At 48.2% G+C, this 18822-nt stretch carries 16 protein-coding genes; 7 read left to right on the forward strand and 9 right to left on the reverse strand.

All coding sequences use genetic code 11. The features are described from left to right. The first annotated feature begins 73 nt into the window (after positions 1 to 73). The 3 genes from EAE30_RS14530 to EAE30_RS14540 all read left to right on the forward strand — a co-directional run bounded on the left by EAE30_RS14530 (position 74) and on the right by EAE30_RS14540 (position 2374). Positions 74 to 1789 carry a proline--tRNA ligase gene (locus EAE30_RS14530; RefSeq protein WP_123016569.1) on the forward strand — a complete coding sequence of 572 codons (1716 nt, stop codon included), beginning with the start codon at positions 74 to 76 and terminating at the stop codon, positions 1787 to 1789. A gap of 187 nt (positions 1790 to 1976) precedes the next feature. Then, entirely contained in the window at positions 1977 to 2186 is a 210-nt protein-coding gene (locus EAE30_RS14535) for a YaeP family protein (RefSeq protein WP_123016570.1), read from the forward strand. Continuing rightward, on the forward strand, positions 2183 to 2374 hold the full coding sequence (locus tag EAE30_RS14540) for a DUF4250 domain-containing protein (protein WP_123016571.1): 192 nt from the start codon (positions 2183 to 2185) through the stop codon (positions 2372 to 2374). The genes EAE30_RS14535 and EAE30_RS14540 overlap by 4 nt, the downstream gene beginning before the upstream one ends. Positions 2375 to 2746: 372 nt before the next feature. Here the strand turns inward: EAE30_RS14540 and purL are convergent, their stop codons facing one another. Continuing rightward, positions 2747 to 6640, reverse strand: a complete 3894-nt coding sequence (gene purL / locus EAE30_RS14545; RefSeq protein ID WP_123016572.1) for a phosphoribosylformylglycinamidine synthase — start codon at positions 6638 to 6640, stop codon at positions 2747 to 2749. Between the two features lie 471 nt (positions 6641 to 7111). Here purL and mltF point away from each other — a divergent pair, with 471 nt between their 5' ends. Then, positions 7112 to 8665 carry a membrane-bound lytic murein transglycosylase MltF gene (gene mltF, locus EAE30_RS14550; RefSeq protein ID WP_123016573.1) on the forward strand — a complete coding sequence of 518 codons (1554 nt, stop codon included), beginning with the start codon at positions 7112 to 7114 and terminating at the stop codon, positions 8663 to 8665. Positions 8666 to 9204: 539 nt separating this feature from the next. Here the strand turns inward: mltF and tadA are convergent. After that, on the reverse strand, positions 9205 to 9750 hold the full coding sequence (gene tadA, locus EAE30_RS14555; protein WP_123017390.1) for a tRNA adenosine(34) deaminase TadA: 546 nt from the start codon (positions 9748 to 9750) through the stop codon (positions 9205 to 9207). 54 nt (positions 9751 to 9804) lie between these two features. After that, positions 9805 to 10677 (reverse strand): LysR family transcriptional regulator, encoded by an 873-nt coding sequence (locus EAE30_RS14560; RefSeq protein WP_123016574.1) that lies wholly within the window; start codon positions 10675 to 10677, stop codon positions 9805 to 9807. Positions 10678 to 10804: 127 nt separating this feature from the next. Here EAE30_RS14560 and EAE30_RS14565 point away from each other — a divergent pair, with 127 nt between their 5' ends. Both EAE30_RS14565 and fghA read left to right on the forward strand, forming a co-directional pair. After that, complete coding sequence (locus tag EAE30_RS14565) at positions 10805 to 11932, forward strand: S-(hydroxymethyl)glutathione dehydrogenase/class III alcohol dehydrogenase (protein ID WP_123016575.1); 1128 nt, start codon at positions 10805 to 10807, stop codon at positions 11930 to 11932. Positions 11933 to 11978: 46 nt separating this feature from the next. Further along, positions 11979 to 12827 (forward strand): S-formylglutathione hydrolase, encoded by an 849-nt coding sequence (fghA, locus tag EAE30_RS14570; protein WP_123016576.1) that lies wholly within the window; start codon positions 11979 to 11981, stop codon positions 12825 to 12827. On the opposite strand, the gene EAE30_RS14575 is transcribed toward fghA, so the two are convergent. From EAE30_RS14575 to EAE30_RS14590, 4 genes are read right to left on the reverse strand one after another with little or no spacing between them, the layout of a single operon-like run. Further along, on the reverse strand, positions 12817 to 13302 hold the full coding sequence (locus tag EAE30_RS14575) for a type IV pilus modification PilV family protein (RefSeq protein WP_123016577.1): 486 nt from the start codon (positions 13300 to 13302) through the stop codon (positions 12817 to 12819). The genes fghA and EAE30_RS14575 overlap by 11 nt on opposite strands. After that, positions 13292 to 13714 carry a hypothetical protein gene (locus tag EAE30_RS14580; RefSeq protein ID WP_123016578.1) on the reverse strand — a complete coding sequence of 141 codons (423 nt, stop codon included), beginning with the start codon at positions 13712 to 13714 and terminating at the stop codon, positions 13292 to 13294. Before EAE30_RS14580 ends, EAE30_RS14575 begins: the two co-directional genes overlap by 11 nt. Continuing rightward, positions 13704 to 14357 (reverse strand): prepilin-type N-terminal cleavage/methylation domain-containing protein, encoded by a 654-nt coding sequence (locus EAE30_RS14585; RefSeq protein WP_123016579.1) that lies wholly within the window; start codon positions 14355 to 14357, stop codon positions 13704 to 13706. Before EAE30_RS14585 ends, EAE30_RS14580 begins: the two co-directional genes overlap by 11 nt. Beyond that, positions 14338 to 14850, reverse strand: coding sequence for a pilus assembly FimT family protein (locus EAE30_RS14590; RefSeq protein ID WP_123016580.1), 513 nt, complete (start codon positions 14848 to 14850; stop codon positions 14338 to 14340). The genes EAE30_RS14585 and EAE30_RS14590 overlap by 20 nt, the downstream gene beginning before the upstream one ends. Before the next feature lie 82 nt (positions 14851 to 14932). Here EAE30_RS14590 and EAE30_RS14595 point away from each other — a divergent pair, with 82 nt between their 5' ends. Next, a complete protein-coding gene (locus EAE30_RS14595) occupies positions 14933 to 15358 on the forward strand; it encodes a type IV pilin protein (RefSeq protein ID WP_123017391.1) in 426 nt (141 codons plus the stop codon). A gap of 94 nt (positions 15359 to 15452) precedes the next feature. Here EAE30_RS14595 and dnaJ read toward each other — a convergent pair whose 3' ends face one another. Continuing rightward, positions 15453 to 16607: a molecular chaperone DnaJ gene (gene dnaJ, locus EAE30_RS14600; protein WP_123016581.1), complete on the reverse strand. Its 1155-nt coding sequence runs from the start codon at positions 16605 to 16607 to the stop codon at positions 15453 to 15455. A gap of 279 nt (positions 16608 to 16886) precedes the next feature. Next, positions 16887 to 18800, reverse strand: a complete 1914-nt coding sequence (gene dnaK, locus EAE30_RS14610) for a molecular chaperone DnaK (protein WP_123016583.1) — start codon at positions 18798 to 18800, stop codon at positions 16887 to 16889. Between the last annotated feature and the right edge of the window lie 22 nt (positions 18801 to 18822).

The raw sequence follows: 18822 nt of genomic DNA on the forward strand, positions 1-18822 counted from the left end.
GAAAATAATTGTATTTGTTGTGGCGATGCATATCGCGGCAATTCCATTCCACTTTGAAAAACGGATACCATAAATGCGTACCAGTAAATATCTTCTTTCTACCCTGAAGGAGACTCCAAACGACGCAGAGATCACGAGCCACCAGCTCATGTTACGTGCAGGTATGATCCGTAAGTTAGCTTCAGGTCTTTATACTTGGCTTCCTACTGGTCTGCGCGTTTTGCGTAAAGTCGAAAACATTGTTCGTGAAGAAATGAACCATGCAGGCTCTGTTGAAACGCTGATGCCCGTGGTTCAGCCCTCTGAACTATGGCAAGAAACTGGACGCTGGGATAAGTTCGGTCCCGAACTTCTCCGTATTGCTGACCGTCATGATCGCTCGTTTGTACTGGGTCCAACGCACGAAGAAGTCATCACAGACATGGTGCGTAACGAAGTCAAATCGTACAAACAGCTGCCAATGAACCTGTTTCAGATTCAAACCAAATTCCGCGATGAAGTTCGTCCTCGTTTTGGGGTTATGCGCTCTCGTGAATTCATCATGAAAGATGCGTACTCATTCCACCTTGATAAAGCCAGCCTACAAGAAACCTACGCAGAAATGCACAAGGCTTACTGTAACGTCTTTAACCGCATGGGCTTGGATTTCCGTCCCGTGTTGGCTGATACAGGCTCAATCGGTGGTAGCGGCTCTCACGAGTTCCATGTATTGGCACAAAGCGGCGAAGATTTGATCGCGTCTTCCACCGACTCTGACTACGCGGCCAACATCGAAAAAGCCGAAGCGGTTGCCCCGCAAGCGCAAGCTGATGCTCCGACACAAACAATGACGCAAGTCGCTACGCCAAATGCTAAAACCATTGCAGACTTGGTCAGCCAACACGGTATCGCTATCGAGAAAACGGTAAAAACCTTATTCTTCAAAGCCTCTGATGCAGTGGAAGCGCCAATCGTTGCGTTAATGGTTCGTGGTGACCATGAACTAAACGAAGTCAAAGCCGAACACTTACCTGAAATTGCTTCCCCTCTTGAAATGGCGGAAGAAGAAGAAATTCGTGCGATTGTCGGTGCAGGCCCAGGCTCACTAGGACCGATTGGTTTGACTGTTCCATTAATCGTTGACCGCGCGGTCGCGGTCATGAGTGACTTTGGCGCTGGCGCCAATATCGATGGTCAGCATTACTTCGGTATCAACTGGGGCCGTGATGTTGAATTAGGACAAGTTGCCGATATCCGTAATGTGGTGGAAGGCGATCCAAGTCCATGTGGTCACGGAACGCTACAACTGACACGTGGTATCGAAGTCGGTCATATTTTCCAATTGGGTGACAACTACTCAGAGAAAATGAAAGCGACCGTGCTCGGTCCTGATGGTAAGAGCCAAGTGATGCAAATGGGTTGTTACGGTATTGGTATCACACGCGTTGTGGCTGCTGCTATCGAACAAAACCACGATAAATTTGGCATCATCTGGCCAGATGCGATTGCGCCTTTCCAAGTGGCTATCGTGCCAATGAACATGCATAAATCGGAACGCGTAAAAGCCGCCGCTGAGAAACTGTATGCGGAGTTGACCGCAGCCGGCATCGACGTCCTGTTTGATGATCGTAAAGAGCGTCCTGGCGTGATGTTCTCAGATATGGAACTGATTGGTATTCCCCATACCATTATCATCGGTGATCGTAGTATGGACGAGGGTAACTTCGAATATAAACACCGCCGCACCGGAGAAAAAACTCCCGTGGCAATGGACAGCATCATCGAACACATTCACTCCGTTATCGCCTAACCGTGATTGTGATAAAAAGCCGACATGGTCGGCTTTTTTTTCGTCTGTATTCTTTTGCCAATAGAGCATACTTGCTTGCGAGCTCATGCAAATACGTCATTGTTTGTGATAGCGCAATATACTGGGCTTGTCTTCAACGTACGCTTAGGTATAGTCGAGATAGGTTATCCTTTAAGGAAGAAAATTTATGCAAGTGTATGATTGTTGTGATTTAGTTCGAGCGCTTTACGCGCAAATCGGTAGTGGTGACCAAGGCTATGTGTCTCAAGCCATTGGTTGTGCCCTCAAGGCATTGAATGATATTGCAGCGGATGAGACACTGGATCAGGCCACTCGTGAGCGCGCGGCATTTGCTGCGGCCAATTTACTCATTTCTGATTTTGAGGATGCGTCATGAATCTAGACAACTATGCCAATATGGATCCAATCATGCTTTTCAGTCTCGTCAATACTAAGCTACGTGACGATTTTGATGGCGACCTAGAAAAGCTCATCACTTTTTACGATATGGATCGCCAGCGTTTACTCGATAAGCTCTCCAGTGCGGGGTTTGAATACCTACCAGATGTTGGGCAATTTCGCTAACCCCGTATCACAGCGGGCTTTTCCCTATAACGGGAAATGAGAACCTTCTTCGTGCCTCACATAAAAAAACCGCCTGATACGTTACTTAAGCATCAGGCGGAGCCTCCCCCATCTTAGGATAGGTAGATGGTGCACAGTTTATCATTCTATGGATTTACCCTGTGCTTCAATCAATTGTGTCTCTTTCTTTCTCGATAAACATTGATACGTGTCATAACATGCTACATCGCCTCCGCTTTTTATCTTGATGCTTGGCTGTCATCCGGCCTTTTTGGGCGTATCGCCACACCGTCCATCCAAGATATTCGCGGTTTATAATAAAAAGCCCTGCTTCACAGGCAGGGCTTTGTCATTCTTATCGGCGCGGTGCTATTACCCCAGCTGCTTACGAGCGTTCTGGAACATGCGCATCCAAGCACTATTTTCACCCCAGTCATCAGGATGCCATGAGTTCGCTACAGTACGGAATACGCGCTCTGGGTGTGGCATCATAATGGTGACGCGACCATCTTGCGTCGTTAAACCGGTCATCGCATTAGGTGAGCCATTCGGGTTATTCGGATATTGCTGTGTCGCATTACCTAAATTATCGACAAACCGCAACGCAACCGTCCCCGATTGCTCAATCGCCTGCAGGTGATCTGCATCGCGCACTTCCACTCGGCCTTCACCGTGGGAAACCGCAATTGGCATACGTGATCCCGCCATACCATCAAAGAAAATCGAATCGGATTTTTGAACTTCCACCAATGAGAAGCGGGCTTCAAAACGCTCCGACTCATTGCGCACAAAGCGTGGCCATAACTGCGCACCTGGGATCAAGTCTTTCAGGTTCGACAGCATTTGACAGCCATTACATACCCCTAAGGACAGAGTGTCATCGCGCTGGAAGAAACGTTCGAACTGTTCACGAGCTTGCGCATTGAATAATACCGACTTCGCCCAACCTTCGCCAGCGCCCAACACGTCACCGTAAGAGAAACCGCCACATGCAACCAAGCCTTGATAGTCCTCAAGCACGGCACGACCAGTTAAAATATCACTCATGTGGATATCCTGAGCCTCAAACCCAGCACGATCAAACGCGGCAGCCATTTCTACATGAGAGTTAACGCCTTGCTCACGTAGTACCGCCATCCGCGGCTTCGCGCCTTTAGCGATATAAGGGGCAGCAATATCCTCGTTGACATCAAAGGTTAACGCAACATTCAGTCCCGGATCCGAGTTGTCTTTCTTCGCGTCAAACTCTTGCTTCGCACAGGCAGGATTATCACGCAGCGCTTGCATCTCATAGGTTGTTTCGCCCCAGATGCTACGCAGTTCAGTGCGTGAACGTTCCACCACAACGTGATGACCTTGGGTAATGACAAAATCATCCGATGCATTGACCGTACCGATAACGTGCGTACATTCGCTCAGACCATGGCGTGCCAATACGGCGCGCACCTCATCCAATTGCGTATCGAGAACCTGAATCACCGCGCCAAGCTCTTCGTTAAATAACGCTGCGAGTGCATCCTCTCCCAATGCGCTAATATCTGCATTGATACCGCAGTGTCCAGCGAAAGCCATCTCCGCTAACGTCACAAATAAACCGCCATCACCCTTATCGTGATACGCGACCACACGCTCGTTAATGACCAGCTCTTGTATCGCGTTAAAGAAGCCCTTCAATTGTTCCGCGCTGTCGACATCCGCAGGCGTATCCCCAAGCTGTTTATACACTTGCGCAAGAGCTGTCGCCCCTAAGCGGTTTTTCCCATTCCCCAAATCGATGGCAATGAGGTGCGAATCCCCTTTGTCGGTGCGTAACTGAGGAGTAACGGTTTGACGAACATCTTCCACGCGAGCGAAAGCGGTCATCACCAACGATAACGGCGAGGTCACTTCTTTTTTCTCACCATTGTCTTCCCAAGTGGTTTTCATCGACATCGAGTCTTTACCAACAGGGATCGTCAAGCCCAAAGCCGGACAGAGTTCTTCACCAACGGCTTTCACGGCTTCGTACAAGCCAGCGTCTTCACCGGGGTGTCCGGCCGGAGACATCCAGTTTGCCGACAATTTAATACGCTTGATATCACCGATGGCGGTCGCAGCGATGTTTGTGAGTGATTCCCCGACAGCCAAACGCGCAGAAGCCCCAAAATCAAGCAGTGCGACTGGAGTACGTTCTCCCATCGACATTGCTTCACCATGGTAAGTATCGTAACTTCCTGCAGTCACGGCACAGTTCGCGACTGGCACCTGCCAAGGCCCAACCATTTGGTCGCGAGCGACCAACCCAGTCACTGATCGGTCACCTATGGTGATCAAGAAGGTTTTCTCGGCGACTGCAGGTAAACGTAAAATGCGATCAATGGCGTCATTCATCGCAATGCCATCTCGGTTGAGGGCTGGACTGGTGACTTTCAATGTTGTCACATCACGCGACATTTTTGGTGCTTTACCCAACAGAATGTCCATAGGCATATCAATCGGGGTATTGTCAAAATGCGTATCTTGTAACGTCAAATGACGCTCTTGCGTCGCTTCACCCACCACGGCATAAGGGGCACGTTCACGCTTACAGATGGCATCAAAACACGCCATGTGCTCTGGCGCGACCGCCATCACATAACGTTCTTGAGATTCATTACACCAGATTTCAAGTGGTGTCATACCCGGCTCATCATTGGGGACATCACGCAATTGGAAACGACCACCACGGTTGCCGTCATCCACTAACTCCGGTAAGGCATTCGAAATGCCACCAGCACCAACATCGTGAATAAAGGCAATGGGGTTGTCTTCACCCATCTGCCAGCAACGGTCGATGACTTCCTGACAACGACGTTCCATCTCTGGGTTTTCACGCTGTACCGAGGCAAAATCCAAATCTTCTGCCGATTGCCCCGAAGCCATCGAAGAGGCCGCGCCCCCACCAAGGCCAATGTTCATGGCAGGTCCGCCAAGCACGATCAGTTTCGCACCGACAGGAATCTCTTTCTTTTGGACATGCTCATCGCGAATGTTGCCCATCCCACCCGCGATCATAATAGGTTTATGATAACCGCGTATTTCTTCGCCAGCATGAGACGTCACTTTTTCTTCATAAGTTCGAAAGTAACCTAATAGATTAGGACGACCGAATTCATTATTGAAGGCGGCACCACCCAAAGGCCCTTCTAACATGATATCCAGAGCATTGACGATGCGACCTGGCTTACCAAAGTCACTTTCCCAAGGCTGCTCAAAGTTAGGAATGCGTAAGTTAGACACAGTAAAACCGACCAATCCCGCTTTCGGTTTCCCACCAATTCCGGTAGCACCTTCATCACGAATCTCGCCACCGGAGCCAGTTGATGCCCCAGGCCACGGTGAAATGGCTGTTGGATGGTTATGGGTTTCGACTTTCATCAAAATGTGAGCGTCTTCGTGATGGTATCCGTACTGACCGGTTGTAGAGTCGGCAAAAAAGCGCCCTACCTTGGAGCCTTCCATCACGGCCGCATTATCTTTGTAAGCCGATAACACGTATTCAGGATGCATCTCCATGGTGTTCTTAATCATTTTAAACAAGGACTTATCTTGCTTCTCACCGTCAATCGTCCAATCGGCATTAAAAATCTTATGGCGGCAATGCTCCGAGTTGGCCTGAGCGAACATCATTAATTCAATATCGTTGGGATTACGCTCTAGCTTGGTAAAGCTCTCGACCAAGTAGTCAATTTCATCTTCCGCCAACGCCAAACCAAGGGAAACGTTTGCTTTTTCAAGTGCACGACGTCCGCCATTTAAGATATCAACCGCGGTCATTGGCGCCGGTTCAGCGTGACCGAACAAGGCTTCAGCTTGCGAGAAATCGGTAAACACCACTTCCATCATGCGATCATGCAGTAAGCCTTGCAGCGTCATCAACTGCTCGTCCGATAACTCAGCGTCACAAGTCACATAGTATGCCGTGCCTCGCTCAAGACGTTCAACCGCCTGCAATCCACAGTTGTGTGCAATATCAGTAGCTTTAGAAGACCAAGGAGAGATGGTGCCGGGACGAGGCGTGACAAGCAGGCATAAGCCTTGTGGTTCATGCTCTTGAATGGTTGGGCCGTAAGTGAGTAACTGAGCTAATTTTTCAACTTCTTGTTCATCAAGCTCAATATTAAGCTCAGCAAAGTGCATAAACTCGGCATAAATATCGGTGACAGGGAGTTGATATTCACGACACGTTTCAAGTAACTTTTGTACACGAAACTCAGAAAGAGCTGGGGAACCACGCAAAATTCTCATGTGCTTAGGTCTCTATTGACTAGTGAGTGTGATAGAAATTTTAATAAATTCAATAAAAAACAGTTGGTTGTTGCTTTTTATTAAACTGAGAACCGATTTCATCTCGTTGATTGCAGTGCATTATAGAGGATTTTTTTTTGTGACGTAACACCAAAAGCAACCGTTTGCGTCATTTTTTTTCGAATTTTGAATGTCGCCCATGTTGATGTGACGCTCTCTCTTACTGAGAATTGACGTCTTCTACTTGGTTTTCCCTCGCGCAATACAGCATCAGTGACGCAATACACCCCGTGTTATCACGCGTTAGGCTACCTATTCACGGGGCTTGGCACAAAATCTTTGAGAAAATCACAAAAATTTTAGTGAATTGGTATAATGGGGAACATATCTGGCGTATTGGATTGTCAGAACTTTGCCAAATGAGCCGACTTTGCTATAAAGTCCCTATCCGCTGCGAGAGATCTCAAATTCATGACAACGCTTTTCCCTGACACTTTCACCCGCTGCCTCACTTTAATTCTTGTTGCAGTCACGTTATCGGGTTGCCAAATCGACTCAGAACCCAAAAGCGAATTGGATCAAATCCGTGAACGCGGCGTATTACGTGTCGGCACCTTAAACAATCAATTGTCTTACTATATCGGGACCGATGGCCCCGCAGGACTCGACTATGAACTCACCCGTGAGTTTGCGCGCGAATTGGGTGTCAAACTGGAAATCAAACCCGCCTATCGTCTGGCGAGCCTATTCCCTGCGCTGAAAAATGGTGAAATCGATATTATTGCCGCGGGGTTAAGTCAATCGGAACAACGCTTAAAGCACTTCCGTGCCGGCCCCGCCTACTATTATGTGTCCCAGCAGTTGATCTACCAAAAAGGGGAATGGCGCCCACGCAATATCAAACAACTGATTAGCCATCAAACCCAGCTTGATAGCGCCCAACAAGCCGCATCGCTGATTCATGTGGTGAAAGATTCTCACTTCGAAAAAACATTAGCGGATATTCAGCAGCGTTATCCTAACTTTCACTATAAAGTCGATAATAATAACGATATTAATGATTTACTTCGTCAAGTGTCAAAAGGCAGCTTGGCCTTTACCGTCGCAGATTCAGTGCAAGTCTCGCTTGCTCAACGTATTTATCCTGATCTCGCCGTAGCCTTTGAAATGACCGAAGATCAACCGATATCATGGTTTATGCGCCGCTCTGATGATGAAAGTTTGTATGCGTTAATGATTGAATTTTTTGGGGATCTGAAACAATCAGGCTATCTGGCATCGATAGAAGAGAAATATATCGGTCACATTGGCACATTTGATTATGTCGATACCCGTGCGTTCATTCGTGCTTTAGACAGTCGGCTTCCCAAATGGGCGCCCCTGTTTAAGAAATATTCCGGCGATTTTGATTGGCGCTTAATTGCCGCGGTGGCCTATCAAGAGTCACACTGGAACCCACGAGCCAAATCCCCCACTGGCGTACGTGGTATGATGATGCTGACATTACCAACAGCGCGCAGCGTGGGCGTGCGCAATCGTCTGAGCCCCGAGCAGTCGATTCGTGGTGGCGTCAAATACCTTGACCGCATGGTCAGTCGTATCCCTGATTCCATATCGCGCCATGAAAAAATTTGGTTTGCTCTCGCCTCGTATAATGTGGGCTATGGGCATATGATGGATGCACGGCGCTTAACGCGTGAACAAGGTGGCGATCCAAACTCATGGGGAGATGTCAAAGACCGTTTACCACAGCTGCGCCAGAAAAAATATTTCGCCAATACTACCTATGGTTATGCGCGCGGCGATGAGGCGCTTGCCTACGTTGAAAATATCCGTCGCTATTATCAAAGTATTGCCGGTCATCTCGAGCAACACCCTAGCGCGCCAAGCGACAGCAATACCGATGATTTGAAAGTCATTAATGTGGCCCCATTGCCCGATGATCTGGACGATGACAGTGCGGATGTAGACCAAAGCGACGATACGCCATCCAATGAAACTGTGAGCCCAACAGAGAAACCATGAGACTGACTTTCAGTCATTAAATTATCACTTGATCTTTCTACTAAAAAACCCTAAAACAGTAGGAAGTTCTCGTGATGATTGGGCGTTTGTCCCCTTCTAAGAACACACGATTAACCGCAGATAATCTTTATCTCAATTCTTATCTTATCGATAGGCTTGCATGGCCGCATACTCATGTGACAAAGGTATATGTTGTTCCAACCTATACCTCTTAAGTCCGTGATGCGGTCAGCAATTCGCTCATGGTGGGGTTGTTCAGCCGATCCCATCAATCGCGCCACGCAATGACGAAAGACGAGATTACAATCATACTGGAATTAGACGTACAGGAGGTTGTTTTATGTTAAAACGTAAACAATCAAATTTATTTAAAAAACAGACAATTGCAGCAAACAGACGCCGAAGAATGCAAACCAACAATAAACGGAAAATCTTCGCGCGCCACCACTCTTATGTACAAATGAGCTGTTAATTCCATAGAGCAAACCCCCACATCAGTGGGCGTTTGCTTCCCTCTTCAGCCAGACTTCACACCTATGTTATTTGTCTTGTCCATTGATAGGCGGCTCAACAAACGCGGCTCGCTCTTCGCGTTTCCGCGCTTTAATTTCTTTGCGACGACGTTTAAAGAAGGCCTGTAACTGGGCTCGGCACTCCTCGGCTAATAAGCCAGACTCAATGGTCGCATAGTGATACGCGGCTTCATTCTCAAACAAATTCAATACGGTTCCTGCTGCGCCCGCTTTTAAATCCGGCGCACCAAAGACAATCCGTTTGACGCGGCTATGCAGCAGCGCGCCGGCACACATCGGACAAGGCTCCAACGTGACATATAATGTGGTATCCAATAACCGATAGTTATTCAGCGCCTGCCCCGCTTTGCGGATCACTTGAATTTCCGCATGCGCCGTCGCATCGTGATCGCCAATCGAGCGGTTCCACCCTTCAGCAATGATCGTCCCGTCTTTGACCAATACCGCTCCTACCGGCACTTCGCCAGCCAGTTCAGCTTGATGAGCCAGCTCGATCGCACGTTGCATATACACGTGATCTTGTGGACTAAATGTGGCGTGCGAGTCAGTCATGTCGAAAAATGCCTTGATCATTGGGGCGCGTATTATAAACAATTTCCAACAAAGCTACACCTCCAGATGCTCAGCGAGATAATCAATCAACAAGCGCACTTTCGGCGATAACAGCCGGTTTTCTGGATACAGGGCCCATACCCCTTCTCTGTCGGTTTTCAAACCATCCAGCACTTCCACCAGCTCTCCCGAGCGTAAATATGGGCGAACATAGTAATCCGGCAATTGCACCAAGCCCATACCTTTTAATGCCGCATTCAATAACACAAAGCCGCTATTACACGACAAGCGTCCACTGACTTTCATCGTACGATCACTGCCTTTAACGTTAAACCGCCAATGATCGTGGGTGCCGACTAAGCACTGATGATGTTGCAGCTCGGATAAGGTGTGCGGCACGCCCATACGTCCTAGATAGTCTGGGGTGGCGCAGACAAACAATTGCCGTTCACACAATTTACGCGCAATAAAACTCGAGTCTTCCAACTGCCCCAAGCGAATCGCCACATCGACGTGTTCTGCGACTAAATCTAACTTACGATTAGTCAATACCAGTTCCAATTCCAGATCCGGATACAACTGCAAAAAATCCTGCAGCAGTAAGGCAATTTTCCATTCACCAAAGGTAACAGGCGCGGTCACCTTAACTTTGCCTTTCGGCGTGGCCTGCATTTGTGTCACCGCTAATTCGGCTTCAGCCAGCCCTTCAACCAATGAGCGGCAATGCTGATAATACAACTGCCCAGCTTCGGTTAATGACACTCGTCGTGTGGTTCTTAATAACAGTTTGACGCCTAAACGCTGCTCTAATGCATTGACACGCCGACTAATGTTCGCCACGGAGGTCGATTGACGCAAGGCGGCCTGAGTAAAGCTTCCCGTGTCTGCCACCGTCACAAATTCATTAACCCCTTCCCAATTTGCCATTTTTATTATTACAATTTTGTAAAAGTTATTCTTATTTTGCCCTAATTATCTTTTAAATGAAATCCACTATACTGTTTTACTATTGTGAAAGCCGATTAAGTACCATTACTTCATAAGGAAAACATCAATGTCACAGGATAAATTTATTAAATCTCGCGCCGCGGTTGCGTGGGGTCCAAACCAGCCACTTAAGATGGAAGAAGTGGATGTTATGTTGCCACGCAAAGGCGAGGTATTGGTTAAAATCGTCGCGACAGGTGTTTGTCATACTGATGCATTCACCCTATCAGGTGACGATCCAGAAGGTGTTTTCCCAGCAATTCTCGGTCATGAAGGTGGCGGTATTGTTGAAATGGTCGGTGAAGGCGTCACTCACGTCGAAGTGGGCGATCATGTCATTCCTCTTTACACCGCAGAATGTGGTGAGTGTAAGATGTGTTTATCTGGCAAAACCAACCTATGTTCAGCAGTCCGTGAGACTCAAGGTAAAGGCTTGATGCCTGATGGTACCACGCGTTTTTACAAAGACGGCGAGCCAATTTTCCACTACATGGGATGCTCAACCTTCTCTGAGTACACCGTGCTACCAGAAATTTCACTGGCCAAAGTCAGTAAAGAGGCCCCACTAGAAGAAGTCTGCTTGTTAGGTTGTGGTGTAACCACCGGTATGGGCGCGGTAACGAAGACCGCGAACGTGCAAAAAGGTGACAACGTGGCGATCTTTGGTCTTGGCGGCATTGGCTTGTCTGCCATCATTGGCGCTCGTATGGCGGGCGCAAAACAAATTATCGGCATCGATATTAACGAACGTAAATTTGACCTAGCGAAAAAACTGGGTGCCACTGACTGCATCAATCCACAAAACTTCGATAAGCCAATTCAAGACGTCATTGTCGAGATGACTGACGGCGGTGTGGAATTCTCTTTTGAATGTATCGGTAACGTCGACGTCATGCGTCAAGCGCTGGAATGTTGCCACAAAGGCTGGGGCGAATCGGTCATCATTGGTGTTGCAGGGCACGGTAAAGAAATTTCCACCCGTCCATTCCAATTGGTTACTGGCCGAGTATGGCGTGGCTCCGCATTTGGTGGCGTCAAAGGCCGCTCTGAGCTACCAGACATTGTGGAACGCTATCTAGCGGGTGAATTCGGCTTACAAGAATTCATTACCCACACCATGAAACTCGAAGACATCAACGACGCCTTTGAACTGATGCATAAAGGCGAAAGCATTCGTTCTGTTGTCCACTTTTAATCGTGCACATCACGGCGGCGCCTCGCGCGCCGTCTGAGGAATTATCATGGATTTGACTAATGTAAGCCAAGCCAAAGTCTACGACGGTTGGCACAAGCAATATCAGCATACGTCCTCAGTATTAAACTGCGAGATGCGTTTTGCCATTTTTCTTCCGCCATCGGCATCTGCGGCGAACCCCGTACCGGTGTTGTATTGGTTGTCAGGGTTAACCTGCACGGATGAAAATTTCATGCAAAAAGCGGCGGCATTTGAAAAAGCCGCAGAGCTGGGGATAGCGATTGTCGCTCCCGACACCAGCCCTCGCGGTGAATCAGTCCCTGATGATGCAGAGAAAAGTTATGACTTTGGCTTAGGCGCTGGGTTTTATCTCAATGCCACACAAGAGCCTTGGAAAACGCATTACCAAATGTATTCGTACGTTGTTGAAGAACTTCCGCAACTTGTGGAAGCAAACTTCCCCGTGACGAGCCAGCGCTCGATTGCCGGTCATAGTATGGGTGGACATGGCGCGCTGACCATTGGTATCAAAAACCCAGACAAATACGTATCCATTTCTGCATTCAGTCCGATTTGCCATCCAACGGTGGTGCCTTGGGGCGAAAAAGCGTTCCGTCACTATCTCGGTGAAGATAAGACAACGTGGCAAGAATACGATGCGGTTGAACTCATCAAAACTCATCAGGTCACCACACCGATTCTAGTGGATCAAGGCGATGCAGATGGGTTCTTGGAAGAGCAGCTTAAACCAGAAGCATTACAACACGCTGCACGAGAGCATCATGTCCCGCTGGAATTGCGAATGCAATCTGGTTACGACCACAGTTACTTTTTTATTCAAACCTTTATCAACGAGCATTTGGCTTTCCATGCCTGCCAACTGTTTAAAGATTAATTGATGGTTTGTTTTTTAGCCTGCTTGGTCTAAGCAGGCTTTTTTTTATCTCTGCCCCTCTGATGCGCGTTATCGGCGGCGGTCCTGGCGAGTCTGCAACACTGTACACCATGCGAAATGTCAACAAATGAGGCTGCTGCTGACTGTCCTGCCAGCGCACATCAAGCTGCACGACATAAATGCCCTGCACTAGCGGCTCGGTCATTGTCCAAGATAAAGAAAATACCCCATTATGTTGCTCACCATCGTGCCAATGCTGGACGAACTCCGTACCTTGGAGCAGCGCGTCTTTTTGCCATAAGGTCAACTGCTCACTCGCCAGTTGCTCTGCCTGTTGCCATTGCTGCGCTAAATGCGCTTGTACCTTCATCTGTTGATGCAGCGAGAGTAACCCCAATGTTGCTGTCGTCATCAATGCCATCACCATCAGCACTTCCAGTAACGTCACCCCAGCACAGGAATGATTACCTTTCATAATAACTGCCCGCTAAGCGCTGCGCTTGCACCTCATCGAAGACCACACTATTGATCACCTGCTGTTGGCCAGATTGACTTCTGATCCGCCAGCGATCAGCGCCATACTCCACCGTGATGCGACTTCCAGTGATAGACTGACAGCGCGTAATGTCAGCCGATGACATCCCGTTCTTCCCCTGCTTAGCGATCATTGCGCTTGCTTGGGAACGCCTAAGCACAGCCGTGGTGACACATTCGACTCCTGCTCTCGCTTGCCAGCGTTGCTGGCTAGTGGCGACCTGTTTGTGTATCTGCTGAATGTGATACCACAAGGCGCGGTAGTGCGCCAAACTGACCAGCAGCATCAGTGCCAAGATGACCAGCACCATCAACAGCAACGCCGCCCCTTGCTGTGTCACGTTACGGCTCATCGCTGCCTCCATTGCCTCCATTAATTACCAGCCGAGTCATACGCTGCGATTCCGTTCGTCCATCATCGCCTGACTCCTGAAGCGTAGTCTCGATCGCCACTTGTTGTATGACGCTCCCCACCGCTGAGCGATACAACTGACTGGTGACCTGCCAGTGCGTAATTCGATATTGCTGGGTATCAACAACCTGATAACAAGGGGTTGAGCGCGTCGAACGCCGCACATCACGAAACGACAGTCTTGAGGAAGCCAGATGATCACACAAGACCAATTGCTGATCAGAGGCTTGATAACGATAAACCAAGTGCACATAGTCTGGACTCGATTGCGAGTTAGGTAACTGATATACGATACCTAACTCGTCGCCCTGCGAGCTCACCTTAACACTGCGTTGAGATCCGAGAAATGTCGCCACTCCCCCGGTATGTCTTTGATAACCAGCACGTCCTAACTCCTGACTGATGGTGGTCAAAATAGACTGGGTTTGTTGATGAAGCTGTAACTGTCGTTGCTGTGACTGAGTGCTACGTTCTAACTGAACGAAAAAAGCACCAAGACTGCCGATGACCATACTGCCTAACGCCAATGCAATCATGAGTTCAAGTAACGTGAAACCATGACAGTTAACACTGCGGATAAGCACGGCTCGCCTCCTGTGCGCAAACGCGAATCCTTCCGGTTGCGTAGGAGGTCACCACTCGTAATAGGGAGCGTCCCTCTCGGTCGACAATACGAATATGCCCGTTACTGAGCTTATGGCGAAAACCGTCTACCCATAATTGCTGCGCGCTGTAGTGCAGTGATACCTCCACACCCTGAAACAGATCCCCTTCGAGCACTAGTAAAGGCGTGTCCATTGAGGGCGTTTGAGGACTCACTTGCAATTGCCAAGTGGATGAGCCTGCGCCGTTTACTGGTAATTTCTGTATCACTAAATCCTGGTGTCGCTGGTTAGCAAGCTGCTGCGCTGAAGAAATAAACATCACCAACTCATCCGCCAGAGCGGAGGCACTCAGTGATTGTTTACTTTGCTGTATGGAGGGAAAACACAAACACAATGTCCCGCCCATAATCGCTAAGACGATCGCGACTTCAATCAAGGTCATTCCGCGAGATAACTCCCGAAAAAAACGCATAGGCCTTTCCTCAAACTCCGTAAAGTCACGAGAATAGCAAGTACAAGCGGGACATCGCTGAGTCTGAGCCGGGAGGTGGGAAATGCATCGAAATATAAAACGTCAGCGTGCTTATCATCATCGCCATGGTATGACGTTGATCGAAATTCTGATAGTGCTGAGCATCATTGCGCTGCTCAGTGCGCTGGCCTATCCAACGTATCAAGAGCATGTGTTAAGCAGCCATCGCCGCCAAGCGCTGCTCGATATGGCCAGAATTCAGTTATACATTGATGGTCACGCGTCTGTATCACAAGCCATTGCGAGCATTACCGAACAAGGGCAATGCACCAAATTCTGCAATACGCCGAGCAGCCAGTATATCATCCACATTACCGCGCACCCGTCTAGCTACTCGATTACCGCCTCCCCGCAAGGTCGCCAGCGACACGATACCTGTCATGCTGATGACTATGACGCTCTGATCGTACGAAGTAATGGAGAGCATGAGCCCAAATCCTGTTGGTAATTCATCACACAACACGGCTTTTGGCCAAGATAACAGGCATAAAAAAACCAACGCCAAGGCGTTGGTTTTTCATCAATCAGCATGTTCAATCTGCTTAGCTGGTTAGGTCATCAAAGAACTTTTTCACGCCTTTGAAGAAGCCATCAGATTTAGGCTTGTGTTTCGTGCCAGTTTCGCCACCAAACGATTCTTCTAGTTGACGCAGTAACGCTTTTTGCTCAGCGCCTAGTTTGACTGGCGTTTCAACAACCAGTTTAACGATCAAGTCACCCACTGGGCCACCACGAACGCCTTTCACACCTTTACCGCGTAAACGGAACATACGGCCAGTTTGCGTTTCTTCCGGCACTTTCAGATTCAAGCGACCATCCAGTGTGGGGACTTCGACTTCACCACCCAGTGCGGCTAATCCAAAGCTAATTGGCACTTCGCAACGTAGGTTATTGCCGTCACGTTCAAAAATAGCATGATCTCTAATTTGAACTTGAACATACAAGTCACCGGCTGGCGCACCGTGCTCACCCGCTTCCCCTTCACCAGAAAGACGAATACGGTCACCCGTATCAACACCGGCAGGGATCTTCACGTGCAGTGATTTTGTTTTCTGCTTACGGCCTTCACCATGACAAGAGTGACAAGGATCTTTAATAATTGACCCTTTACCACCACAGGTAGGACAGGTTTGTTGTACCGCAAAGAAACCTTGACGCATCTGTACTTGACCGTGGCCATGACAGGTTGAACACGTTTCAGGTTTAGACCCTTTCTTCGCGCCAGAACCATCACAGACTTCACAATCAACCAGCGTTGGAATTTCAATTTCTTTATCACAACCACGAACCGCTTCTTCAAGCGTCAGTTCCATGTTGTAACGTAAATCCGAACCACGTTGAGGTCGGTAGCCACCACCGCCGCCACGACGACCGCCACCAAAAATGTCACCAAACACATCACCGAAAATATCGCCAAAGTCAGCACCGCCGCCGCCAAAGCCGCCGCCGAATCCACCTGCGCCACCGCCTTGTTCAAAGGCCGCATGACCGTATTGATCATACGCCGCTTTTTTCTGCGGATCCGTCAAGATTTCGTACGCTTCTTTTACTTCTTTAAACTTCACGGCAGACTCATCATCACCAGGATTACGGTCTGGGTGGTATTTCATTGCAAGGCGCTTATAAGCCTTCTTCAGGTCGCGCTCTGAGGCATCGCGGCTCACGCCTAATACTTCGTAAAAATCACGTTTTGACATGTTCTTGATCACCAATTGTTACTACAAACGGGTAAACCCGCTTGGTGTTTGTATCGATATAGATAAAGCTCGAAACTCTGAAAAGAGCTTGCTCACCGTATCCTTTCGCCTTATCTATAGCCACACTATGTGGACAGCATACGGGCGTTAGAGTCACCTCAAACGCCCGTATCTTACTTATGATTCCCTCGTTAAAGGGAATCGTAAGCCAATTCGAAGCTTTCATTCAATCCAGTCTGCGTCGACACATCCTCAATTGAATCTAGCGTTTACCAACGATTATTTTTTATCGTCGTTCACTTCTTCGAATTCTGCATCAACAACGTCATCGTCTGCTGATTGAGCTTGCTCGCCGTCTTCAGCACCTTGTTGTGCTTGAGCTTTCTGTTGAGCAATTTCCATCAGTTTTTGAGATGCTGTCATAAGCGCTTGAACTTTTGCATCAATTTCAGCTTTATCTTCGCCGTTACGTGCTGTTTCTAGTTCTTTGATTGCCGCTTCAATTTTTTCTTTGTCGTCTGCTGGAAGTGCATCACCTGCTTCTTCCATTTGCTTACGAGTACCGTGGATCATTTGGTCCGCTTGGTTACGTGCAGTCGCTAACTCTTCGAACTTTTTGTCCGCTTCTTTGTTCGCTTCTGCTTCTTGAACCATTTTCTCGATTTCTTCGTCGCTTAGACCACCAGAAGCTTGGATAGTAATCTTCTGTTCTTTACCTGTGGTCTTGTCTTTCGCTGACACATTAAGAATACCGTCCGCGTCCAAATCGAAAGTCACATCAATTTGTGGCACACCACGTGGCGCAGGGTTGATACCTTCTAGGTTGAACTGACCAAGAGACTTGTTGTATGTCGCTTGCTTACGTTCACCTTGCAGTACGTGAATGGTTACTGCGCTTTGGTTATCTTCCGCTGTTGAGAACACTTGGTTCGCTTTTGTTGGGATCGTTGTGTTCTTCTCGATCAATTTCGTCATCACACCGCCCATGGTTTCGATACCAAATGACAGAGGAGTCACGTCAAGAAGAAGAACGTCTTTCACATCACCCGCAAGAACACCACCTTGAACTGCTGCACCAATCGCAACCGCTTCATCTGGGTTCACGTCACGACGCGCTTCTTTACCAAAGAAGTCTGCAACCGCTTTGCTTACCATTGGCATACGTGTTTGACCACCCACAAGGATAACGTCAGTCACTTCGCTTACCGATAGGTCAGCATCCGCTAGAGCCACTTTCATTGGCTCAAGTGAACGTTGTACTAGGTCTTCAACCAATGACTCAAGTTTCGCACGAGTCACTTTGATGTTCATGTGTTTAGGACCTGTCGCATCAGCCGTAACGTAAGGTAGGTTTACGTCAGTTTGAGTCGCTGAAGACAGTTCGATTTTCGCTTTTTCTGCGGCTTCTTTTAGACGCTGCATGGCAAGCGGATCTTGTTTTAAGTTGATGCCTTGTTCGTTTTGGAACTGCTCAACCAAGTAGTTGATTAGACGAGTATCGAAGTCTTCACCACCTAAGTGAGTGTCACCGTTGGTTGACAATACTTCGAAAGTTTTTTCGCCATCAACTTCATCAATTTCGATGATAGAAATATCGAACGTACCACCACCAAGGTCATACACAGCGATAGTGCGGTCGCCGCCTTTTTTATCAAGGCCGTACGCCAATGCTGCTGCTGTTGGTTCGTTGATAATACGTTTTACATCTAGACCTGCGATACGACCAGCATCTTTTGTTGCTTGACGTTGAGAGTCGTTAAAGTAAGCAGGAACAGTGATAACTGCGCCAGTCACTTCTTCGCCTAGGTAATCTTCTGCTGTTTTCTTCATTTTCTTCAGAATTTCAGCAGAAACTTGCGGTGCCGCCATTTTCTCGCCACGCGCTTCAACCCATGCGTCGCCGTTATCCGCTTTCACGATTTTGTAAGGCATGATTGAAATATCGCGCTGAACTTCTTCGTCTTCGAAACGACGACCGATTAGACGCTTAATAGCAAATAGCGTGTTTTCAGGGTTAGTAACCGCTTGACGTTTAGCCGGTTGACCAACCAATGTTTCGCCGTCTGTATAAGCGACAATGGAAGGAGTTGTACGTTCACCTTCTGCGTTTTCAATGACGCGTGGTTGATCACCATCTAGCACTGCAAGACAAGAGTTTGTAGTACCTAAGTCAATACCAATGATTTTACCCATCGAGCTATCTCCGAATAATTCT

Origin of the sequence: Vibrio zhugei (assembly GCF_003716875.1) — a bacterium.
GTDB classification, from domain to species: Bacteria; Pseudomonadota; Gammaproteobacteria; order Enterobacterales; family Vibrionaceae; genus Vibrio; species Vibrio zhugei.

Coding starts and splice junctions, on each gene's coding strand:
- EAE30_RS14530 (WP_123016569.1), top strand. CDS start 74: ATGCGTACCAGTAAATATCTTCTTTCTACCCTGAAGGAGACTCCAAAC.
- EAE30_RS14535 (WP_123016570.1), top strand. CDS start 1,977: ATGCAAGTGTATGATTGTTGTGATTTAGTTCGAGCGCTTTACGCGCAA.
- EAE30_RS14540 (WP_123016571.1), top strand. CDS start 2,183: ATGAATCTAGACAACTATGCCAATATGGATCCAATCATGCTTTTCAGT.
- purL (WP_123016572.1), bottom strand. CDS start 6,640: ATGAGAATTTTGCGTGGTTCCCCAGCTCTTTCTGAGTTTCGTGTACAA.
- mltF (WP_123016573.1), top strand. CDS start 7,112: ATGACAACGCTTTTCCCTGACACTTTCACCCGCTGCCTCACTTTAATT.
- tadA (WP_123017390.1), bottom strand. CDS start 9,750: ATGACTGACTCGCACGCCACATTTAGTCCACAAGATCACGTGTATATG.
- EAE30_RS14560 (WP_123016574.1), bottom strand. CDS start 10,677: ATGGCAAATTGGGAAGGGGTTAATGAATTTGTGACGGTGGCAGACACG.
- EAE30_RS14565 (WP_123016575.1), top strand. CDS start 10,805: ATGTCACAGGATAAATTTATTAAATCTCGCGCCGCGGTTGCGTGGGGT.
- fghA (WP_123016576.1), top strand. CDS start 11,979: ATGGATTTGACTAATGTAAGCCAAGCCAAAGTCTACGACGGTTGGCAC.
- EAE30_RS14575 (WP_123016577.1), bottom strand. CDS start 13,302: ATGAAAGGTAATCATTCCTGTGCTGGGGTGACGTTACTGGAAGTGCTG.
- EAE30_RS14580 (WP_123016578.1), bottom strand. CDS start 13,714: ATGAGCCGTAACGTGACACAGCAAGGGGCGGCGTTGCTGTTGATGGTG.
- EAE30_RS14590 (WP_123016580.1), bottom strand. CDS start 14,850: ATGCGTTTTTTTCGGGAGTTATCTCGCGGAATGACCTTGATTGAAGTC.
- EAE30_RS14595 (WP_123017391.1), top strand. CDS start 14,933: ATGCATCGAAATATAAAACGTCAGCGTGCTTATCATCATCGCCATGGT.
- dnaJ (WP_123016581.1), bottom strand. CDS start 16,607: ATGTCAAAACGTGATTTTTACGAAGTATTAGGCGTGAGCCGCGATGCC.
- dnaK (WP_123016583.1), bottom strand. CDS start 18,800: ATGGGTAAAATCATTGGTATTGACTTAGGTACTACAAACTCTTGTCTT.